The sequence below is a fragment of the uncultured Boseongicola sp. genome (assembly GCF_937988555.1).
Classification (GTDB): Bacteria; Pseudomonadota; Alphaproteobacteria; order Rhodobacterales; family Rhodobacteraceae; genus Boseongicola.
The window spans coordinates 1-20508 of sequence record NZ_CALJXO010000013.1 but is presented as its reverse complement, the minus strand read 5'-3'; the positions used below and the strand labels follow the sequence as shown (position 1 = coordinate 20508).

Genomic DNA, 20508 nt, shown 5'->3' with positions numbered 1-20508 from the left:
GCCAGAAGGTGTCGCAGAAAAGGCGCGGATGCTGGTCGCGGGGGAGATGATCGATGCCGCTTGACGTCATCATGCCAGCACTCGGTATGGCGCAAGAGACCGGCCAGATCGTTGCCTGGCACAAGCAGCCAGGTGATGCTGTGGCCAAGGGCGATGTGCTTTTTGAGGTCGAGACCGACAAGGCGACGATGGAGGTCGAGGCGCAGGGCGCAGGCTTCCTTACAGATGTGACGGCTCACAAAGGCACAGATGTGCCTGTGGGCGACGTAATCGCCAGGATCTCCGACAGCGCCGAAAATCCGAGCCCTGCGTCCGACGGTGCCGCAGATGATCTCCCAGAAGGCAAAGACGTCATCATGCCGACGCTCGGCATGGCGCAAGACACAGGTCTGCTTGTCACGTGGCATAAGGCCGCCGGCGATGCAGTCGCCGCCGATGACGTGCTCTTTGAGGTAGAAACCGATAAAAGCGTCGTTGAGGTCAACGCGGGCGCCGTTGGCTACGTCGCGGCCCTTCTCGCGGAAGCGGGCGAAGAGGTTCCGGTAGGGCAGACTATTGCTATTATCAGCGCCGAAGTCCCAGCCAACCCGATTACACGTAAGGCTTCTGCCGCCCCTGCCGCAGCCCCGACAAAGACCGAGTCAGAACCGCCTGCTGCAACTAAACCGGCACCTGCCAAGACGGCCCCTCATCCCGCAACGGGCGGGCGCATTCTTGCCTCGCCGAAAGCACGACGTCTGGCGCGTGAGCATGGCCTTGATCTGGGACGCCTTGTTGCCGCAGGGCTTCCTCAGCCGTTCCATGTCAAGGATCTTGAAAAACTCAAGGCCCTGCCTGTTGATGTTGCTTCGGCAGATCGCACTGCTCAGGCCGCAAGCAGGCTGACCGCGGAGATTCCGACAGAAGGCTTTACTGCCTTCGCAGCCTGGGCCGCTGAAAGCGCCAAGCTTACTGATACTTCGGCCCTTCTGGCGGGGCTGTGTGCCGCCAGCATGGGCACGGATGCCATCGCCGCGATCGAAAGCTTTGGCAATACCAAGACCTACGCTGCATCTGCGCAACTTAGTGCAACCAAAGCCAGCGAGGACGCCCCCCAGATACGTCTGCGCGACCTGCGGTTCACGGCAATCACGACCGTGCAGATCGGCGCCGAGGACGTCCCGACGCTGACCCTCACCCGCAAAGGGAACGGCCTGACCATTACCCTCGAATTCGCAAGCGGACAACTTGGCGCAACCGACGCTATCGCGCTTCTTTCCAACTTCGCGGGCCGGATGGAGCAACCGCTCCGCCACCTGCTCTAACCAATTGGAGACCGAAATGGACTGCACCGATCTCTATATCGACGGCACATGGCGCGCGGGTGCTTCCGGCGAGCGCTTCGACGTGATCAACCCTGCCACCGAGGAGGTCATCGCCTCTGTCGCCTCTGCCGAAATCGCTGACGCCGACGCGGCCCTTGATGCCGCAGAAGCCGCAATGAAGGAGTGGGCCGCTCAGACGCCCCGTCACCGGTCGGAAGTGCTGCGCAAGGCGTGGGAGTTGATGATCGCCAAGCGCGACCACATCGCCCATCTCATTACGCTGGAAAACGGCAAAGCGCGCACCGACGCGATAGGCGAGGCGACTTATGCCGCAGAGTTCTTTCGCTGGTTCGCCGAAGAGGCTGTGCGCGCCGACGGCATGATCACCCACGCCCCCGCATCAGGCGCGCGCATCATTGTGCAACACAAGCCTGCAGGCCTTGCGGTCTTGGTCACGCCCTGGAACTACCCCGCTGCCATGGGGACCCGCAAAATCGCGCCTGCGCTGGCCGCTGGCTGCGCGGTCATCATCAAGCCTGCCTCGGAAACGCCGCTGACCATGCTAGCGCTGATGCCGCTTCTGGAAGAGGCTGGTGTGCCCAGGGGTCTGGTCAACGTCCTGCCCTCCAAGCGCACAGGCGCCCTCGTCGATCACATGCTGCATGATCCGCGCGTGCGTGTTGTGTCTTTCACCGGGTCCACCGGCGTAGGTCGAAAACTGCTGCATTCCGCCGCCGATCAGGTGCTGAAGCCGGCGATGGAACTGGGCGGCAACGCACCGTTGATCGTCTTTGAGGACGCCGATATCGACCTGGCCGTCGAAGGTGCGATGCTCGCTAAGATGCGCAATCTTGGAGAGGCGTGCACCGCCGCCAACCGTATCTATGTGCATGCGGACGTGGCTGAGGCCTTCACCGCCAAATTCACCGCCGCTATGTCTGCGCTCAAGGTCGGTGACGGCACGGACCCGTCCGTTGACGTAGGCCCACTTGTGAATGCCGATACCCGCAACAAGGTCGTGGCTTTCGTGGCCGATGCAGTCGCCAAGGGCGCCAAGATCGAATGTGGCGGCACCACGCCGAATGGCACGGGCTTTTTCTACCCGCCCACGGTGATGTCGAACGTTTCGGAAGACTCTGAGTGCGTGCATGACGAAATTTTTGGCCCCGTCGCCGCGATCCAGACATTCACTGAACAAGAGGATGTAATCCGCCGCGCCAATGATACCGAGTATGGCCTCGTAGCCTACGTCTTTTCCGAAGATATGAAGCGCGCGTTGCAAGTCTGCGAGCGGCTGGAATACGGCATGGTCGGCCTGAACCGTGGCCTCGTATCCGATCCGGCGGCGCCCTTTGGCGGGGTCAAGCAATCCGGCCTGGGCCGTGAAGGCGGGCATGAAGGCATGCTCGAATTCATGGAAACCCAGTATATCTCGGCCAGTTGGTGAGGGGCGATATGTCTGACGTCATCGCAGCCCCATCGATACGTGCCCTCGCTCGCGAGAAAGGTATCGACCTCGAAAAGCTTGCCCGCGATCTGGGCCGCACAACTATCGCCCGCGAAGACCTTTCGGGCGGCGGCACTGCTCCGGTGCAGAACAGTCACACGACCTATTGGGACGTGGATCACGCCCAATACGGCCCCGTGACCGAAGAACCGCTCAGCCGGTTCGCGCAGGTCGCGGCGGGCAACCTTGCCGCCGCCAATGCGATGATCCCGCAGGTCACGCACCATGACCGCGCGGATGTCTCCGCCATTGAAGCCCTGCGACGGGAGCTCAAGCCCGAGGCGCAGGCGCGAAACGTCAAACTCACAGCACTTGCGTTTCAAGTGAAAGCATTGGCGCGGGCCCTGCGGGAGTTTCCACGCTTCAATTCCTCGCTCACGCCAGATGGCAAAACATTGATTCTCAAGGACTTTGTGCATATTGGAATTGCCGTTGACACTGCCCATGGCCTGATGGTCCCTGTGATCCGTGATGCCGACCTCAAGGGTCTGTGGCAGATCGGCTCGGAGATCACCGACCTCGCCACTCGCGCTCAGGCCCGCAAAGTGGGGCCAGACGAGATGGGCGGCGCGTCGATGTCGATCTCCAATCTTGGCGGCATCGGCGGCACCGCCTTCAGCCCCATCGTGAACCCGCCCGAGGTCGCCATTCTCGGTCTCACCCGTACCGAGGTGACACCCGTGTGGGATGGTGAGGCGTTCCAGCCGGTGCCGATGGTGCCGCTTGATCTCAGCTATGACCACCGCGTCATAAATGGGGCCGAGGCCGCGCGCTTTGTGACGTACCTCGCGGGCCTTCTGGGCGATCCGCGCAGGATGATGATCTAAGGGAAGAGACCTATGTCCAACCATGCCGATTTGATCGTGATCGGGGCTGGGCCCGGTGGCTATGCCTGTGCCTTCCGCGCCGCTGATCTGGGCCGTAAAGTGGTGATCGTCGATCCGCGCGCCACGCTTGGCGGGGTCTGCCTCAACGAAGGTTGCATCCCCTCCAAGGCGCTGCTTCATGCGGCGCAAATCATACGAGAAGCGCATGAGATGTCAGACTGGGGCATCGCCTTTTCCGCGCCATCAATCGACCTTGACGCCTTACGCGACCGCAAGGATAGCGTCGTCGGCACGTTGACCAGCGGGCTGACCGGGCTTGCCAAGCGTCGCAAGGTGCAGACGATCCGCGGCACTGCGAGCTTCACCGACGTCAAGACGCTGGACATAGATGGCGAGTCTTGGACCTTTGACCAAGCGGTGATCGCCGTCGGCTCTGCCCCGGTTACACTGCCCGGGTGGCCCGAGGATAAGCGCATCTGGGACAGTACAGCAGCGCTGGAGCTACGCGAAGTGCCACAGGATCTGGCCATTGTCGGCGGCGGCATTATCGGGCTGGAAATGGCCACTGTTTACAGCGCCCTCGGAGCAAATGTCACCATCGTCGAACTCGCGGACCAGATTGCTCCCGGTGCGGACGCGGAAGCAGTCCAAATCTTACATGCCGCGCTTGAAGCGCAAGGTGTCACAATCCACACAACGACCAAGGTCATCGCCGTCAAGGCCACCCAAAAGTCAATCATCCTCAACTGCGAGGGCGGCCTCGAAGCCAAGCTCACGGCAGGTGCGGTTATTCAGTCTGTCGGACGGCGGTCGAACGGCCCGAAAGTGGCGCCCGAAAAGGCGGGCGTTGAGATCGACGGTCGCGGAATCATCCCCGTCGATGCCTCCGGCCGTACCAACGTGGACAACATCTTTGCGATCGGGGATGTGACCGGCAATCCCATGCTCGCCCACCGTGCCACCCACCAGGGTCATGTGGCCGCCGAAGCGGCGTGCGGCCACGCAGCGGCCCTCGAGACCAGCCTGATCCCCTCGGTCGCCTACACCAACCCAGAGCTCGCCTGGGTTGGTCTCACTGCGGCAGAGGCGAAAGCCAAAGACGTTGCCCACAAGACCTCCAGCTTTCCGTGGGCCGCCAGCGGCCGTAATCTTGCCTCGGGTGGCGGCGACGGGCTCACGAAACTGGTCTATTGCCCCGATACGCACCGCATTCTCGGCGCTACATTGATTGGATCAAACGCAGGTGAATTGCTCGCCGAATGCACGTTGGCCATCGAAATGGGTGCGACGCTTGAGGACGTTGCGATGTCTATCCATGCCCATCCGACTGTGTCGGAAACCATCGCATTTGCCGCAGAACGCGCTTTGGGAACCTTGACCGACCTCTGATAGCTTGCGTTTTGGTTGCCGCAAAAAAGCTGATATTCTTCGGTTTGCGGAAAAACCCAATTTTGGGCTCCGAGCGACAGTTCGTCCTCTCGCGCGCCACCCTCAACCTCCTTTCAAGTGCTCCGCCGGTTAGCTGTCCGTTCTGCGTCAAATGTGAACCGCGCCGCCTGCGTAAAAATTTCCCAAACTCGTCATAATTGGGTCAGTTTTTTTCCGATAGGTTAATGGCTGTAGTTTAACTAGTTTGAGGCCCGTTATGTCTTATGCCCTTGGATTTTTCCTTGGCGGCGTTGCTTTCTCTTTCGTAGCGTCCACCCTCTATCTGCTCAAAGATTGTATCTGGGCGCCAAAATCTCCCTATGAGCTTTGGACCGCAGAGAACATGCAGGATAACATCGTGCGCTCGCGTCCAAGCCTTTAGGCAGCGCTAGAAAGCCAATGCCCCTTGGTTATGCCGACGCGTAACCGACCTCAGCTATGCCGGGCGGGCTCAACTGGTCGACGTAACCTCATCAAAAGCAGGTTTTACACGCTCTATCGCCGTCGCCCTGACGCAACCCAGGCTGTTGCTGCGTATGAGCGTGGCCCGTCGGCTTCACCGTCCAGAAAGGCATCTCGAACGGCAGCCTTAATTTGCCCCTTCAGATCAGCAGGCCTCTTTGACAGGTACGCTGGAATTGGGCCGTCTGTGCCGTCGAAGGGTCTCCAATAGTCTTCGAAAGATGCAAATTCGGTCCGGATGTGGATTTCACCGGTTTGAACTTCGGCGGCGCCCGCGGACCGTAACGCGGCTTCCAGATGGCCCGGCCGCGTGAGCGGTCGCGTGAAGTTCTTTTTTCTGAGTTCGTTGGCCTCCGGATCCAGCATTGCAGCTGTGTCCAGGAAGAAGCGATTGAATACGAGGCCGCCTCTTACATCCCAAATGGCAACCGCCAGGCGGCCGCCGGGCTTCAAGATGCGCAAGAGTTCAGAAAGCGCCACGCTGGTGTTTGGAACGAAATTCAAGACGAGTTGAGACACCACATGATCAAATGTTTCATCCAACATCGGAAGCGCAGTTAGGTCAGCTGCTTTGAACGACACACGTGGGTTCGAAATTTCACCGGTGGCGTATTCAACATATGCCTCAGAGATATCGATGCCGGTGATGTTTGCGGTTTTGGTGCGGCGCAAGATTTCCGATGTCAGTGCGCCTGTACCGCATCCGGCATCGAGGATATGGCTACTTTCCTCAAACTCAATGAGATCTAGGAACTTTGGGGCAAGTAAGCGACTGAAACGCCCCATTTGCAGTTCGTAGCCATTGCCACTGGCTGCCGAAAAATCTGATGAATTTGATTGCAATGCGCCACCTCCAAAAAGGTATTGAGCAGACCAGACGATCTTGCCGATCCACCAACCACTCGTGTTTGATATATCATGGAAGCGGCAGGATTTCCATTTCCGCTACGCCAGTTCGGGTTTGCGGGTATTTGGCAATCCGATCAGAAAGGGAACGTCTGCTCTCCACTCTTAGCAACGAAATTTGCTCTTTGCAGCATAGGTCACACTGGGCGCTTAGAGAGGTGGACCTGATTGCTAAATGTACGTTTCTCTTGAATTCGCTTCAGTGGGCGATCTAACGCAATTGCTTCACAAGCCTGTTGGCGGTTAGAGTTTTCACCATGGCCGATAATTACTCCCCCCGCTTCGCCGCACGTCTCAACGCTTTCAAGATTGGTGCCGCCGACTACTGGCCCGGCAAAAACAGCGTCACGACCGCCGACCTTTTGGCGCGGGCGGCCAGCGCAGGTTTGAATGCCGCCGATCTCAACTATCCTGATCACTTTATTGAAGACAGCCCCGCTGATTTATCGCGCGCGTTGGATGACCAAGGCATGACCCTCAATGGAATGGCGATGCGTTACTACACGGATCCCGGTTACAAATTGGGTGCGTTTACCCATCCCAATGCCAAGGTGCGCCGCGCCGCGATTGACGAGACGAAACGCGGGTTGGATGTTTTGGCAGAGATGGGCGGCGATCTGATGACGCTTTGGATGGGACAGGACGGGTTCGATTACTCGTTCCAGATGGATTATGCACGGGCCTGGGGCGACACGATTGAGGCGATGATAGAGGTTGCCGATCACAACCCAGCCCTCGACATCGCTCTGGAATACAAGCCCAACGAACCACGCGCCTATGCCTTGATGCCGGACGCCGCCACGACGCTTCTGGCCATCAAAGAAATTGGGCGCAACAACACCGGCGTCACACTCGACTTTGCCCATGTACTCTATGCCGACGAGATGCCCGCCTTCGCCGCCGCACTGGTCGCCCGCCACTCGCGCATCCTTGGGGTGCACCTCAACGACGGCTACGGCAAGTGGGATAACGGCTTGATGGTCGGCGCTGTTCACCCCATTCAGACGGTTGAATTGCTCGTCGAGCTGGAGCGCTCAGGCTATCGCGGTGCAATCTATTTCGACACCTTCCCCGACCATTCCGGCCTTGATCCTGTGGAAGAGGCCCGGACGAATATCGAGGTCGTTCAGCGCCTGCGCGCAAAGGCGGCAAAGCTGGTTGCGCACAAAGAGCTCCAAGAGGCCATTTCGCGTCAGGACGCGCCAGTTGCGATGCGCTTGGTGCAGGCGGCGATGTTGACGTGAGCTTGCTCATCGTAGGATCACTCCATCTGGATGTGGTGCTACGCGCGCCACACTTGCCCGGCCTTGATGAGACCGTAACTGGCAGCAACGTGGATTATGTGTTCGGCGGAAAAGGCGGAAATCAAACAATCGCCGCAGCGCGCATGGGCGCACATGTGCATTTCGCGGGACGCGCAGGCAATGACCGTTTCGGCGACATGATCCGCGAGACGCTCGAGGCGAGCAGCGCTGAGCTGTCTCAGCTACAGCGTGATCCTGGGCCGAGCGGGATGAGCGCCGCTATTGTGAACGCCGATGGCGACTACGGCGCGGTGATCGTGTCGGCGGCCAATTTGCATGTCATCGCTGATCAAGTGGTTGTTCCAGACGGCGTCTCTCTGGTGGTGTTGCAAAATGAAATCCCACAAGACGTGAATTTGGCCGTGGCGCGCAAGGCGAAGGCGGCCGGAGCTCAGGTCTGGCTGAACGCGGCTCCGGCGCGCGCGCTCCCGGATGGGTTGGTCGAGGCCGTTGATCTGCTGATCGTGAACCGTGTCGAGGCGGAGTTTTACGCGGACCTCGGACCTTCGATCGAAACTCTCACGACCCTCGGCGCAGACGGCGTTTCTTTTCAAGGGGAGCATACACCGGGCTATCAGGTCGATGTGATCTCGACGCACGGCGCCGGAGACATGTTCGTTGGCGCCCTTGCCGCGCTCGTGGCAGATGGGAGGGATATCTCAGAGGCTATCGGTTTTGCGCAAGCGGCGGCGGCCTTGCATGTGGCCTCGGGCTTAGATGCAAGAACCGCGATCAGGAAGGATGACGTCGCTGCCTTTATGAAAGCTCAAGCCAGACGGTAAAACCGTGCGGCGGTTCCACCGAAGATATCGGCACGCTCGTCCTCAGACAGGTCATCTGTCAACATCTGCGCCGCGTCATGCCAATCGCCGTACTCAGCCTGCAACCGGCATACCGGCCAATCCGACCCCCACATGACACGGCTAGCACCAAAAGCGCGCAGCACATGCTCGGCAAAGGGACGCAAATCTTCGATGGTCCAGCCCTCGTCGGCCTCGGTCACTAAGCCGGAGAATTTGCAGCACCCGGTCGTCTCCTCCGCCAAGCGAGACATGCCGTCCGACCACTCAGAGAGCGCATCTTTACCTGTTCTCTGGTCGCGAATTTGGGGCTTCATGCAATGGTCATAGACGACGCGCATCTCCGGGTAGCGGCTCATCAATTTCGCGAAATTGATCAGGTGTTGCGGGAAGCCAAGGGCATCAAAAGTCAGGTCCAAATCGATGATCGCGCGGTAGGCCCATTGCACATCTTCCCGGAGCATCCAGTCCACATCCGGGATGTCTTGAATCATCGGCCTCACCCCGAGGAACTTTGGATGCTGCGACAAGCGTGTCAGCTGCGCCAGATGGGTCGGGTCCTCGAAATCAATCCACCCCACAACGCCTTTGATCGAGGGCGTCGCATCTGCCAATCCAAGCATATATTCCGTCTCATACACAGTAGCAGCGGCCTGAACCACGACCGTCCCGTTGATCCCGTGGCGCTCCAAACTGGGCGCTAAATCAGACGGACGATACGCCCGGCTCAAAACTGGATTGTCTTTTGGCATCCAGTCATAATCTCCGCGTGCAGGTTGCCAAAAATGCTGATGCGAGTCGATTTTCATGTGGGCGCGTCTTCACGCAGAAGGCCCTTGGCCTTCAATTCTGCCCAAAGGGCTGCCGGAATTTCCGCTTGAGCCGCTTGAAGATTGCCCTTCATCTCTGCCACGCCTTGCCCGCCAGGGATTACGGTGACATGCGACGGGTGCAAGAGTGGGAATTGGAACGCGGCATCGACCATGCGCACGCCATGATCAGTACAAACCGCCTCAACGGCATTCACCCGCTCGATGATGTTCCGTGGCGCAGGATCATAGTTGTAGAATGCGCCAGGCTTTGCCCCGGTAGCCAGAATCCCTGAATTATAAGGCCCACCCGTCACGATCCCAATCCCACGTGCCTCACAAAGTGGCAGGAAGCTGTCGAGCGCCTTTTGCTCCAGTAGCGTGTAACGACCTGCCAATAAAAACAGATCGAAATCGCCGCGTTCCGCCAACGTCTGGCAGACCTCCCATTCATTGATGCCGCCCCCTATCGCGCGAATTAAGCCCTGATCTCGCAAGGAAACCATTGCGTCATAACCGCGAGCACCAAAGAACTCTTCGATCCGCATATCCGAGGCCTCTTTCGAGCCGTGGGAAAACACGCAAAGGTCATGGACATAGAGGATGTCGATCCGGTCCACCCCGAGCCGGGAAAACGAATGCTCAAACGACCGCATCACCCCGTCATAGCTGTAGTCAAATTGCTCGCGCCGCTGGGGAACGTGGAACCATTTGCCGACCCCTGCGCGATATTCTGGCGCGCAAGCTTGGATCAGGCGACCCACCTTCGAAGACAACACATATTCATCGCGGGGTTTGTCGCGCAGAAACGGGTTCAGCCGCGTTTCGGACAGGCCAAGTCCATAGAGCGGCGCAGTGTCGAAATAACGCACACCGCCATCCCACGCGGCGTCCAGTGTCGCGCGGGCTTCATCGTCAGAAATCGCCTTGTAGAGGTTGCCCAATGGGGCTGTCCCAAACCCTAGTTCGGTGAATGTTAACCCGCCATTGCCAAGGCGGTCCCAGTGCCGTGTCTTCAATCCCATCGTGGTCTCCTCTATCTGTGACGGAAGCATAGCCCGATTTCTCTTTGCGTGAACAGGTCGGTGGACATAGTCTTGGTGCAAAGGGGACGCAATATGACGGCAAATTTCAAACAGGTGTTCGGAAAAACCAAGCCGGTGATCGGCATGGTGCATATTGGGGCGCTGCCGGGCTCCCCGCTTTTTGATCCGTCCACTGATTTGGTCGCCGCGGCACGGGCTGACCTGCTGGCGCTGCAAAACGCAGGCTTTGATGCAGTTATGTTTGGAAATGAGAACGACCGGCCCTATGAATTTGAGGTTGATACAGCCTCAACTGCCACCATGGCCGCCATCATCGGGCAGCTGAAGTCTGAGATCACCGTCCCGTTTGGCGTGAATGTCCTATGGGATCCGATGTCGAGTATTGCCTTGGGGGCCGCAACCGGAGCCGCGTTTGTTCGGGAGATATTTACCGGGACTTACGCGTCCGACATGGGGTCATGGACGCCGGATGCCGGAAAGGCCATGCGCTACCGCGACCGGCTGGGGCGTTCCGACATGGCGATGCTTTACAATGTCTGTGCGGAATTCGCCCATTCGCTCGACCAGCGCTCTTTGCCCGACCGGGCGCGAAGTGCAGTGTTTTCGTCGATCCCTGACGCCGTCTTGGTTTCGGGGCAAATTACCGGGGAGGCTGCTGCCTTGTCGGACCTCGAGGCGGTCAAGGCCGTCCTGCCGAATACGGCCGTAATGGCGAATACAGGTGTGAAGCACGACACCGTTGCCGATGTTTTGTCGATTGCGGACGGGTGCATCGTCGGCTCATCGCTCAAGGTCGATGGGGACACGTGGAACGCAATCGATCCGGAGCGCGCTCGCGATTTCATGGCCCGTGCGAGCGCGGCCCGCGCATGAAGGATCGCATCAAACGCAACTTGATGGAGTTGATGATGGTTCCGGGCCTGTCAGGTCATGAGGACCGTGTGCGGCGTGCGCTGCGCCAGCGTTTAGATGACATCGGCGTTGAAAGCACCTCGGACCGATTGGGCAATCTCACGGCGTATTTTCCGGGGCAAGGGCCAAGCGTGATGCTGTTCACACATATGGACCAGCTCGGCTTCATCGTACGCCGGATCGAAGCAAACGGGCTGATCCGGCTGGAACGTTTAGGCGGCGTGCCAGAGCGCGCCTTGGCGGCACAGGAAGTTCTGATCTGCGTGGGCGAAGGCTGCGACGTACCGGGCATCATTGCCAATAAGAGCCACCATGCGACCGCGCCATCTGAAAAGTACCAGGTTACGCCCTATGCGGAGTTATATGTCGATAGTGGACTGGTTTCAGCCGCAGAAGTGGAGGCTGCCGGCATCCGCATTGGCACGCCTGTCGTCTATGCACCCCATGCGGCTGCCTTGGGAAATGACCGGATTACCGGCACGAGCGTCGACGACCGGGCAGGCTGCGCGGTCTTGTTAGAGATGGCGCAGCTGTTGAAGGCACGCACAAGCGGCCCTCCCGTGCATTTGGCGTTCACCGTGTTGGAGGAGTTCAACCTGCGTGGGGCACAGCCTTTGGCGCAGAAGTTGCAGCCTGATATTGCGATCCAGCTTGATTTGATGCTTGCGACGGACACGCCTGACATGGCGGTGAAGGGCGATATGGTCCTGGGTGGCGGCCCCGGTATGAGCCTTTATTCCTTCCACGGCCGCGGCACCTTAAACGGGGTCATTCCGCACCCCGCGATGGTGCATTTATTTGAGCACGCGGCGGAGGTACACAGGATTCCCTTGCAGCGGAGCGCGCAAGTGGGCGTGTTGACAGACCTGTCCTACGTGCAGCTGGTTGGCGAAGGCGTCGTCTCCATCGATATGGGCTTCCCGATGCGCTATTCGCATTCAGCCCGCGAAGTCTGTGATTTGGACGACCTCGCGGCCCTCACCAGACTGTTAGATGCAGCCCTCAGCGACATCGGCCCCGATTTTTCACTCGACCGGGATGATTACACCTGATGGCGTACACGCTCGGCATTGATATCGGCACCTATGAGACCAAGGGTGTCTTGGTGGACGAGGCCGGAGTGATCCAAGCCCAGGCAGCGCGGGGCCATGAAATGCTGGTGCCACAGCCCGGCTGGGCCGAGCACCGACCGGAAGAGGATTGGTGGGGCGACTTTGTCCATGTTTGCAAGGCGCTTTTGACTGAGAGTGGCTTCGATCCAAAAGACATCAAAGCCATCGCCTGCAGTGCGATTGGCCCCTGCATGCTGCCCGTCGATGCAGAGGGCATTCCGTTGATGAACGGCGTCCTCTACGGCGTTGATGGTCGCGCTGAGACAGAGGTCCGCGAGCTGACCGACCGTATTGGCGAGGACACCATCATCGCCCGCTGCGGCAATGCTTTAACGTCCCAGTCCGTCGGCCCTAAAATTCTATGGCTCAAGCGCAACCGCCCCGAGATCTACGCCCAAACCTCGCATATCCTGACCTCCACCAGCTTCCTCGTGCAGCGCCTGACGGGTGAGGTGGTGATCGACCACTACACCGCCGCCAACTTCTCGCCGCTCTACGACATCGCCACCCAGTCTTGGGTTGAGGACCTTGCGGGCGACATTCTCCCGCTCGAAAAACTGCCCCGCCTGATGTGGTCAAACGAGATCGCAGGTCATATCACCAAGAACGCTGCAGCACAGACGGGCCTCGCCATTGGCACCCCCGTCACAGCAGGCACAATCGACGCGGCAGCAGAGGCATTCTCCGTTGGCGTTGACCAGCCCGGCGACATGATGATGATGTACGGCTCGACGATTTTCATCATCCTGCGCGCCCAGTCTCAGGTCTCGGATCCGCGCATCTGGTACGCGCCTTGGCTATTCAAGGGAGAGCATGCCTCCATGGCGGGCCTCGCCACCTCTGGCACACTCACCCATTGGTTCCGCGACCAGATCGCCCAGGATTTGCCCAAAGATACTGCATTCCCAGCCTTGGCCGAGGAAGCCGAAACCTCGCCCCCCGGCGCCAATGGTCTGCTAATGTTGCCCTATTTCTCAGGCGAGCGAACCCCAATTCACGACGTCCATGCCAAGGGCGTGATCTTCGGTCTCAATCTCACTCATACACGCGGCGACATGTACCGTGCGTTGATCGAGGGTATCGCCCACGGAACCCGGCACGTCACTGATACCTTTGCGGAGCTCGGTCAATCGCCAAGCCGCCTGCTCGCTGTTGGCGGTGGCACCAAAAACGCCCTCTGGCTACAAGCCACCTCCGACATTACTAGCATTGATCAGATCGTGTGTGAAAAGACGACCGGCGCTAGCTACGGTGATGCGTTCCTCGCGGCCCTTGCCGTCGGGTTGGTTGAGCGTGAAGACATCTCCAGATGGAACCCAGTGGCACAGACGATCACGGCACGCCCCAACCCAGCGTATGATAAGGCCCACGGGCTGTTCCTCAAACTCTACGCGCAGACAAAGGACATCGCCTCGCAGCTTACTTGACCGCGCCTGCAGCCATGCCTTTGATGATGTACTTTTCAAGGACTATAGCCACAAAAATGAGAGGCAGGATTGCCGCCGAGGACAATGCCGCCATCGACCACCAGTTGATGCCTTGAGAGCCAGTCTGCGAGGCCACCATAACGGGCAACGTCGAGGCATTAGAGGACGTCAAAAGGGCCGCAAAGAAGTACTCGTTCCAGCACAGCACCAGCGACAGAATAAACGCGGCGACCATGCCGGGCAGCGCGATGGGAAGAACGATTTGGATGAACGCGCCCCAGATGCCCAAGCCGTCCACAAGCGCCGCTTCCTCCAGCTCAATCGGTATGCCATGGAATTGATCGCGCATGATCCAGATTACGATGGGAAGGACCATCAGAGTGTATAGCAAAATCAACCCAACCCGGCTGTCGAGCAACGCCAAGGATTTGTAGAGTACGAGGAAGGGTAAGGCTAAAACCACCGGCGGAAGGATCATCTGGCTGAGAAAGAAGAACGAGATATCCGAGTTCCTCATGAACCCGAACCGATAGTTAAAGCGCGACAGGCCATAGGCCGCCAGTGACCCCAGCACGACGGCCAACAGCGACGCCGAGATCGAGATGATGGTACTGTTCCAGAACCGTTTGAGGAACTCCTCGCGCACCGTCGAGACCTCTCCGATCAGGCGCGGCGACAGTCCGATGGACTCCCAACCTTTCCACCTTGGCGTGAAGTCCCACCACGGGATCAAGTTGCCCTTCATCACATCTGGTGCGAGTTTGAAGGATGTCGTGATTGTCCAGAAAATCGGGAACAGGCAAATAACGGTCCAGGTCAGCAGCGCTGCATAGATCGCAATGCGGCTGGCCCACCATTTGGTATTAACTTGGCGGTCCGCGTCGTGATCTTTGAAAATAGCGCTCATGCAGGCCTCTCCATCCATCGGCTGACCACTTTCAAAAGCAAGGTCACGAAGATCACGATAAGCACCAAATAGACCATCGCCAGCAGCGTGCCGTAGCCCACATTGGAGCGGTCTCGGTACTCCCGAAAGATGAAGCTGGTGACACTATCCGTTGCGCCTCCCGGGCCGCCAGATGTGACGTTGATAATCACGTCAGCCAGTTTCAGCTTGAAGATAATGCGGATTACCACAGCGGTCACAGATACGGGCAGCATCAACGGGAAGATGACTTCTTTGAAACTTTGCCACCCGGTCGCACCGTCCACCTTCGAGGCCTCAATGACCTCTTTCGGCAACGCCTGCAAACCTGCCAAAAGCATGATCATCATGAAGGGAATGAACGTCCAGGCATCCATCGCCATGATCATGAACCGTGCAATTTCGGGCGTTCCAAAGAAGCTGGGCTCCCCGCCAAGTTCACGGATCAGGCGCGAAATGGGGCCGAAGCGAACCTCCAGCATCGACTTGCCGATCATCCATGACACGGCCACAGGGCTCAGCATCAAGGGCAGAAGGAACACGACACGAAAGAACTTTCGGGCGCGGATTTGCGCGTTGAGCAGCAGGGCCAAGCCGAACGCGATCACGTACTCAACGCTCACGGCCAGAACGTAATACACCATATTTTTCAACGCGTTCCAGTAAAATCCATCATTCCACATCTCTATCAGATTGTCCCAGCCATTGGGCTGCGGCCCGTTGGGCGAGGCAAGGTTCCAATCGGTAAACGAGATATAAAGCGCGAACAGGAGCGGAAAGACGACGAGGCTGATGACGAACAACGCGGCGGGCAGCACAAACAATGTGCGTTTGCCCTTCTCGCCATTTACGACGACCTGTGCCGCACACAGCGCGATCGCCCAAAATACGTAGGCGTATAAAATCGGCCGCCAGTTGTCGAAGCCGCTGGCAACGCGCCCCGTCTCGAACGCCATTTGCCAAAGGGCCAACGCCGCGCAAAGCAGCGCCGTGCCCCAGACCATCGCCTTGCCCAGACGCCTGCGGGCATCCGAGATGTTGTCTGCCGTGACAGTGTGAAGAAGATCGCCCTCAGTATTCATAGATATACCCTAAGAAGGTGACAGTTCGGAGCAACAAGAGAAAGCAGGCGCGCCGTTTGAGGGGTTAGTTTAGGTCGAAACGGGCGACGTAAATACGCCGCCCGTTCTAATTTCACTCAACACCTATCACAGGCCAAGCGAGGCTTTATACACCGCAATCTGGCTGTCGCGCCCGATCTGGTCGGTGATCTTCTCCCAAGCCGCCGCAATCGCGTCTGCGGTTTCCTGAGCGGAGCCGTATTGACCAGCATAGCCCTTCGCCAACTCATCCTCGGCAACCGAATAGTATTGGAAGATGCCCGGAATACGAGGCTCAATCGCCGCGTTGGGGTGGTTGTAGCTGTCCGCGTTGGAGCCGAGGTAATCCTGGACATATGCACGGTCATAGCCGGCTTCTTCCCACTCATCATAGTCGAAGTGCGAGTTCCGATAGGGCTGGAAGCCCGACGGATAAGCCGAAGCCCAAAGCGACAGATCCTTGCCACCAAGGTGGGCCGCTGCAGACCAAGCCGCCTTCTTCTTCTTCTCGTCGCCATCGACCGTGGCCATGACGTAAACGCCCCAGCCGATATAGGCCCTATTGGGGGCCTCGTTGCGGGTTTCTTCCCAAGCGCCGGCTTGTGCATTGTAGACGCGCTCGGATGCAGGGTTGATGCCGAAGCCCACCACATCGCCAACGACGGAGGTGTCAGAGGTGCGCGCCGAAGAGCCCACATCGCCCCACCACATCAGCATCGAGCCGGTACCTGCAAGGAATTGCTGGAACGCGGTCGTGCCGGGGTCTGCATTGATTTGGTCGGTGGGGTATGCATCCGCCTCGATCAGGTCCATGACGTCTTGAATTGCCTGCACCCAAGCCGGGTTATTGACCATGGGTTTCATGGTTTCTGGCTCGAACAACCATGCTGGGCTGTTGGGGTGTTTGGCATAGGCCGACGCGCGGTTTTCAAGGAAGTAAAAGCCGAAGCCGCCCCAGCCTTTCAATGGATCGAGGTAGCCGTGTGCTGGCAAGCCTGTCAGCGGGTCTTCCTTGCCAATCAAATCCTTGGAGACTTGGTTGACCTCTTGCCATGTTGTCGGAACCTCTGTTCCGCCGATGCCATCAGGGCCGAAATAGTCCTTGCGATACGAGAATGTATGGCAGTCGCCATCGATCGAGACACGGTAGGTTTTACCGTCCCATGTGCCAACCGGCTCTTTGAGATAATCCACATAATCGTCCATGTCGATTTGCTCTTTGACCCAGTCCGGCATCTCCGAGGCCAGACCTTTGCCAAGCACATCCCCTTCAAACGGCGCACCCATCTCGATGATGTCGAAATCCACAGTGCCAGTCGCTATCGACTGCTGCAGACGCGCGTTATAGTCCGCCTGGGCGAGGTCGACCCAGTTGATCTTGGCACCGGTATAGGCCTCCCAAGACTTCAAAAATCCACGGAACAAGAAGTTGTGCAGGTTTTGGTTGTTCAACCCCATAAAGGTCAGCTCAACGCCCTCGAACTCGCCTTCCGCGACATTGTCTTTGGTTGCGCCAAGGCACAACTCGCCCACTTTTTGCCAGTCGCTGTCGGTTGGAGAGCCAGCGCCCACACCCGGAATTTTAAGAATTTCAGCGCGGACATTGCTGTGCGCAGCGGCCAGCGCGGTTTTTGGCATCATCGCCACCGCACCAAGGGCCGCAGAGCTTTTTAGCATCTGCCGACGGTTCATCTTTTGCGCGGCGACAATATAATTATAGAGATCAACTTTCACGTTTATCCTCCCAGAAAACATCTGATCGTTTTGGCGTGGAAAACGGAAAGGGTCAGAATTTTCGCATTTAATTGAATAGACTGCACCCAAAGGCCCCCCACAGAACACTGAGTATGGGCGATACTTCCTTCAAGTCAACTGGAGTCGTTCGATGGGCGTGGACAGGGTCGACCCCTTTGGCTAGCATCAAATTTCGAGACCTTGGGGAGGTACTGCGTGGCGGACGTCAAGATACACGAAATTCGGAAGTCGTACGGCGCTGTGGAAGTTATCCATGGGCTCAACATCGACATTGCCGATGGCGAGTTTGTCGCCCTAGTGGGCCCTTCCGGCTGCGGAAAATCCACGCTTTTGCGGATGATCGCAGGGCTGGAGCCGATCAACGGCGGCACCATTTCCATTGGGGCCCGCGTGGTGAACAACCTGCCCCCCTCCGAGCGCGATATCGCCATGGTTTTTCAGACCTACGCGCTTTATCCGCATAAAACCGTGGGCGAGAATATGGGCTTTGCGTTGAAGGTTGCGAAGGCCGACAAAGCCGAAATTGATCGCCGTGTGAAGGAAGCCGCAGAGATCCTCAGCCTCACCGAATACCTCGACCGCAAGCCGCGCCATCTGTCTGGCGGCCAACGCCAACGGGTCGCCATGGGCCGGGCCATCGTGCGCGACCCACAGGTATTTTTGTTCGACGAGCCGCTGTCGAACCTCGACGCCAAGCTGCGCATCCAGATGCGCACCGAGATCAAGGAACTGCACCAACGCCTGAAGACCACGACGGTCTTTGTCACCCATGACCAAATCGAGGCCATGACGCTTGCCGACCGTATCGTGGTGATGCAAGCAGGCCGCATCGAGCAAATCGGTACCCCCCTCGAGCTCTACGACAACCCCTGCAACGAATTCGTCGCCACCTTTATCGGGGCGCCTTCGATGAACCTGCTCGCAGCTGAAATAACAGACGGCAAGCTGTCTGTAGGAAATCTAAGTTTCGACGGGCCTTCGGGCTCACAAAAAGCCAAACTCGGCATTCGCCCAGAGCATCTGATCCTCTCCAACGACGGCCTGCCAATGCAGGTCAAAGTGGTCGAGCCAACGGGTGCCGAAACCGTGGTTTTCCTGCGCTATGAAGGCCAAGACGTCACCGCCATCTTCCGCGAGCGCCACGCCTTCACCGCAGGCCAAACCATCCACCTGAAACCCGACCCCGATCACATCCACATCTTCGACGCCGCTACCGGCGTGCGACTTTAAGGAGGCCGATATGCTCAAAGGCATCGATCCCATTCTAAACGCCGATGTACTTTACGCTTTGCGCGCCATGGGCCACGGCGACGATCTGATTATTGCCGACACAAACTTCCCGTCCGACAGCGTTGCGCGGGAGACTGTGTTGGGCGACGTTTTGCGGATCGACCGTCCGGCAGCAGAGGTCGTCAAGGCGGTCCTGTCGCTTTACCCCATCGACACTTTCGTTGACGACGCCGCGGCGAGGATGGAGGTGGTGGACGAGCCTGAAACGATCCTGCCGGTCATGCAAGAGGTGCAGGCTGAGGTTAGCGCCGCAGGCGGCCCCACTATGATGAGCATTGAACGCTTTGCCTTCTACGACCGCGCCAAGCAGGCTTATGCCGTGATCCAAACCGGCGAGCGGCGTTTTTACGGCTGCTTCGCCCTGCGCAAGGGCGTCGTACCGCCCGACGAGGTGTAAGATGGGCAAGGTTGTCATCCTGGGCGTTTTCGTCGCTGACACCGCCTACCGCGCGGACCGCATGCCCAAGATGGGTGAGACTATCATGGGCAATTCGTTCGCGCTTGGTCCTGGCGGAAAGGGGTCCAACCAAGCCGTCGCCTGTGCCCGCATGGGCGCAGACACGCATATGATTTCGAAACTGGGACAAGATGATTTCGCCAATCTCGCTCTGGACACATGGGCCGAGGCAGGCGTAACGCCCCATGTCGAGCAGGTCGCGGGCAGCTACACAGGTGCCGCATATATCTTCATCGAGGAACGCACAGGCGACAATGCGATCATCATCGCCCCGGGGGCTGCGGCATTGATCAGTATCGCGGACATCGAGGAGCAGGCTGAGCTGATCGCAAGCGCCGACGTCTTCGTCACCCAGCTAGAGCAGCCCATGCCGGCCGCCATGCGCGCCTTGGAAATTGCCCGTGCAGCCGGTGTAACCACCCTTCTCAACCCCGCACCCGCGGCCACGCTCCCCGACGGCATGCTCGCGCTTTGCGACTACGTCACCCCAAACGAAACCGAGTGCGAAGCCTTGACCGGCATCGCCGTGCGAACCGAAGCCGACGCTGCCAAGGCCTGTGACGCCTTGCGCGAACATGGCGTGAAAACCCCGATCATCACCATGGGAGAGCAAGGCGCGTATCTCTACGGCCATGGCCTCGTTCCCGCAGTTAACGCGGGCACAGTTGTAGAGACAACCGGTGCAGGGGACGCTTTCAACGGCGGCTTCGCGGCGGTGATCTCAGAGAATATGTCGCCGCTCAGGGCTGCCCGATATGGCTGTGCCACGGCGGGCCTGTCTGTGACAAAGGCCGGGACGGCACCGTCGATGCCATCGCGCGCGAGCGTCGAGGTTTTGCTGAGGGCCTACGACCGGAGGGAGTTGATCCGCGATATTTCGGCGACATTGTCGACAGCGGAAGTCAGTGTCACTGATATTTCCAGCAAACTGGATGAATCCAGTAATGAGGTAGAGATTCGCCTGAAGGTCAGGGTGAAGAACTACGAACACCTGAGTGAATTACTGAGTCGCCTTGGTAGTATCAGAAATGTCGTGGAAGCGCGCCGCCTGAAAACGCAAGTCTAGCCTTCAAATTCCAGTTTTTTAAGCAGGCCTTCGAGGCTGGTCCGGGCACTGTCAACGGAGAAATGTGACTC

General features: G+C 58.6%; 18 protein-coding genes. 12 read left to right on the top strand and 6 right to left on the bottom strand.

Annotated features, from left to right (window positions below):
* Positions 1–53 precede the first annotated feature (53 nt).
* Genes Q1B15_RS00715 through lpdA form a run of 4 tightly spaced genes read left to right on the top strand, consistent with a single transcriptional unit; the run spans position 54 to position 5027 of the window.
* Positions 54–1304, top strand: coding sequence for a biotin/lipoyl-containing protein (locus tag Q1B15_RS00715; protein WP_299748658.1), 1251 nt, complete (start codon positions 54–56; stop codon positions 1302–1304).
* Between the two features lie 16 nt (positions 1305–1320).
* Positions 1321–2751: an NAD-dependent succinate-semialdehyde dehydrogenase gene (locus Q1B15_RS00710; protein WP_299748655.1), complete on the top strand. Its 1431-nt coding sequence runs from the start codon at positions 1321–1323 to the stop codon at positions 2749–2751.
* An 8-nt stretch (positions 2752–2759) separates the two neighbouring features.
* Positions 2760–3638 (top strand): 2-oxo acid dehydrogenase subunit E2, encoded by an 879-nt coding sequence (locus Q1B15_RS00705; RefSeq protein WP_299748652.1) that lies wholly within the window; start codon positions 2760–2762, stop codon positions 3636–3638.
* A gap of 12 nt (positions 3639–3650) precedes the next feature.
* Positions 3651–5027 carry a dihydrolipoyl dehydrogenase gene (gene lpdA / locus Q1B15_RS00700; protein ID WP_299748649.1) on the top strand — a complete coding sequence of 459 codons (1377 nt, stop codon included), beginning with the start codon at positions 3651–3653 and terminating at the stop codon, positions 5025–5027.
* A gap of 534 nt (positions 5028–5561) precedes the next feature.
* On the opposite strand, the gene Q1B15_RS00695 is transcribed toward lpdA, so the two are convergent.
* Positions 5562–6371, bottom strand: coding sequence for a class I SAM-dependent methyltransferase (locus tag Q1B15_RS00695; RefSeq protein ID WP_299748645.1), 810 nt, complete (start codon positions 6369–6371; stop codon positions 5562–5564).
* Positions 6372–6691: 320 nt separating this feature from the next.
* Between Q1B15_RS00695 and Q1B15_RS00690 the strand changes: the two genes are divergently transcribed.
* Together Q1B15_RS00690 and Q1B15_RS00685 are read left to right on the top strand one after the other, a co-directional pair.
* Entirely contained in the window at positions 6692–7678 is a 987-nt protein-coding gene (locus tag Q1B15_RS00690) for a TIM barrel protein (protein WP_299748643.1), read from the top strand.
* Entirely contained in the window at positions 7675–8520 is an 846-nt protein-coding gene (locus Q1B15_RS00685; protein WP_299748641.1) for a PfkB family carbohydrate kinase, read from the top strand. The genes Q1B15_RS00690 and Q1B15_RS00685 overlap by 4 nt, the downstream gene beginning before the upstream one ends.
* On the opposite strand, the gene Q1B15_RS00680 is transcribed toward Q1B15_RS00685, so the two are convergent.
* Positions 8505–9347 (bottom strand): amidohydrolase family protein, encoded by an 843-nt coding sequence (locus Q1B15_RS00680; RefSeq protein ID WP_299748639.1) that lies wholly within the window; start codon positions 9345–9347, stop codon positions 8505–8507. The genes Q1B15_RS00685 and Q1B15_RS00680 overlap by 16 nt on opposite strands.
* Positions 9344–10372 carry an aldo/keto reductase gene (locus Q1B15_RS00675; RefSeq protein ID WP_299748637.1) on the bottom strand — a complete coding sequence of 343 codons (1029 nt, stop codon included), beginning with the start codon at positions 10370–10372 and terminating at the stop codon, positions 9344–9346. Before Q1B15_RS00675 ends, Q1B15_RS00680 begins: the two co-directional genes overlap by 4 nt.
* 93 nt (positions 10373–10465) lie before the next feature.
* On the opposite strand from Q1B15_RS00675, the gene Q1B15_RS00670 reads away from it, so the two are divergent.
* The 3 genes from Q1B15_RS00670 to Q1B15_RS00660 are packed head-to-tail and all read left to right on the top strand — an operon-like array spanning position 10466 to position 13844.
* Positions 10466–11266, top strand: a complete 801-nt coding sequence (locus Q1B15_RS00670; RefSeq protein WP_299748634.1) for a BtpA/SgcQ family protein — start codon at positions 10466–10468, stop codon at positions 11264–11266.
* Positions 11263–12357 carry a M20/M25/M40 family metallo-hydrolase gene (locus tag Q1B15_RS00665; protein WP_299748630.1) on the top strand — a complete coding sequence of 365 codons (1095 nt, stop codon included), beginning with the start codon at positions 11263–11265 and terminating at the stop codon, positions 12355–12357. Before Q1B15_RS00670 ends, Q1B15_RS00665 begins: the two co-directional genes overlap by 4 nt.
* A complete protein-coding gene (locus Q1B15_RS00660) occupies positions 12357–13844 on the top strand; it encodes an FGGY-family carbohydrate kinase (RefSeq protein WP_299748627.1) in 1488 nt (495 codons plus the stop codon). The genes Q1B15_RS00665 and Q1B15_RS00660 overlap by 1 nt, the downstream gene beginning before the upstream one ends.
* Here Q1B15_RS00660 and Q1B15_RS00655 read toward each other — a convergent pair.
* The 3 genes from Q1B15_RS00655 to Q1B15_RS00645 form a co-directional block, all read right to left on the bottom strand.
* Positions 13837–14751 carry a carbohydrate ABC transporter permease gene (locus Q1B15_RS00655; RefSeq protein ID WP_299748624.1) on the bottom strand — a complete coding sequence of 305 codons (915 nt, stop codon included), beginning with the start codon at positions 14749–14751 and terminating at the stop codon, positions 13837–13839. The genes Q1B15_RS00660 and Q1B15_RS00655 overlap by 8 nt on opposite strands.
* Positions 14748–15851, bottom strand: a complete 1104-nt coding sequence (locus Q1B15_RS00650) for a sugar ABC transporter permease (protein WP_299748621.1) — start codon at positions 15849–15851, stop codon at positions 14748–14750. The genes Q1B15_RS00655 and Q1B15_RS00650 overlap by 4 nt, the downstream gene beginning before the upstream one ends.
* 126 nt (positions 15852–15977) lie before the next feature.
* Positions 15978–17603, bottom strand: coding sequence for a substrate-binding domain-containing protein (locus Q1B15_RS00645; protein WP_299748618.1), 1626 nt, complete (start codon positions 17601–17603; stop codon positions 15978–15980).
* A 216-nt stretch (positions 17604–17819) separates the two neighbouring features.
* Here Q1B15_RS00645 and ugpC point away from each other — a divergent pair, with 216 nt between their 5' ends.
* Genes ugpC through Q1B15_RS00630 form a run of 3 tightly spaced genes read left to right on the top strand, consistent with a single transcriptional unit; the run spans position 17820 to position 20437 of the window.
* Positions 17820–18854: a sn-glycerol-3-phosphate ABC transporter ATP-binding protein UgpC gene (ugpC, locus tag Q1B15_RS00640; protein ID WP_299748616.1), complete on the top strand. Its 1035-nt coding sequence runs from the start codon at positions 17820–17822 to the stop codon at positions 18852–18854.
* 10 nt (positions 18855–18864) lie between these two features.
* Positions 18865–19311: an RbsD/FucU domain-containing protein gene (locus Q1B15_RS00635; RefSeq protein WP_299748613.1), complete on the top strand. Its 447-nt coding sequence runs from the start codon at positions 18865–18867 to the stop codon at positions 19309–19311.
* Position 19312: 1 nt separating this feature from the next.
* Positions 19313–20437: a PfkB family carbohydrate kinase gene (locus Q1B15_RS00630; RefSeq protein ID WP_299748610.1), complete on the top strand. Its 1125-nt coding sequence runs from the start codon at positions 19313–19315 to the stop codon at positions 20435–20437.
* Positions 20438–20508 lie beyond the last annotated feature (71 nt).

Excerpts from the sequence above, each read along its gene's own strand:
- Q1B15_RS00715 (WP_299748658.1), top strand. The coding sequence starts at position 54 with ATGCCGCTTGACGTCATCATGCCAGCACTCGGTATGGCGCAAGAGACC.
- Q1B15_RS00710 (WP_299748655.1), top strand. The coding sequence starts at position 1,321 with ATGGACTGCACCGATCTCTATATCGACGGCACATGGCGCGCGGGTGCT.
- Q1B15_RS00705 (WP_299748652.1), top strand. The coding sequence starts at position 2,760 with ATGTCTGACGTCATCGCAGCCCCATCGATACGTGCCCTCGCTCGCGAG.
- lpdA (WP_299748649.1), top strand. The coding sequence starts at position 3,651 with ATGTCCAACCATGCCGATTTGATCGTGATCGGGGCTGGGCCCGGTGGC.
- Q1B15_RS00690 (WP_299748643.1), top strand. The coding sequence starts at position 6,692 with ATGGCCGATAATTACTCCCCCCGCTTCGCCGCACGTCTCAACGCTTTC.
- Q1B15_RS00680 (WP_299748639.1), bottom strand. The coding sequence starts at position 9,347 with ATGAAAATCGACTCGCATCAGCATTTTTGGCAACCTGCACGCGGAGAT.
- Q1B15_RS00675 (WP_299748637.1), bottom strand. The coding sequence starts at position 10,372 with ATGGGATTGAAGACACGGCACTGGGACCGCCTTGGCAATGGCGGGTTA.
- Q1B15_RS00670 (WP_299748634.1), top strand. The coding sequence starts at position 10,466 with ATGACGGCAAATTTCAAACAGGTGTTCGGAAAAACCAAGCCGGTGATC.
- Q1B15_RS00665 (WP_299748630.1), top strand. The coding sequence starts at position 11,263 with ATGAAGGATCGCATCAAACGCAACTTGATGGAGTTGATGATGGTTCCG.
- Q1B15_RS00660 (WP_299748627.1), top strand. The coding sequence starts at position 12,357 with ATGGCGTACACGCTCGGCATTGATATCGGCACCTATGAGACCAAGGGT.
- Q1B15_RS00655 (WP_299748624.1), bottom strand. The coding sequence starts at position 14,751 with ATGAGCGCTATTTTCAAAGATCACGACGCGGACCGCCAAGTTAATACC.
- Q1B15_RS00650 (WP_299748621.1), bottom strand. The coding sequence starts at position 15,851 with ATGAATACTGAGGGCGATCTTCTTCACACTGTCACGGCAGACAACATC.
- Q1B15_RS00635 (WP_299748613.1), top strand. The coding sequence starts at position 18,865 with ATGCTCAAAGGCATCGATCCCATTCTAAACGCCGATGTACTTTACGCT.
- Q1B15_RS00630 (WP_299748610.1), top strand. The coding sequence starts at position 19,313 with ATGGGCAAGGTTGTCATCCTGGGCGTTTTCGTCGCTGACACCGCCTAC.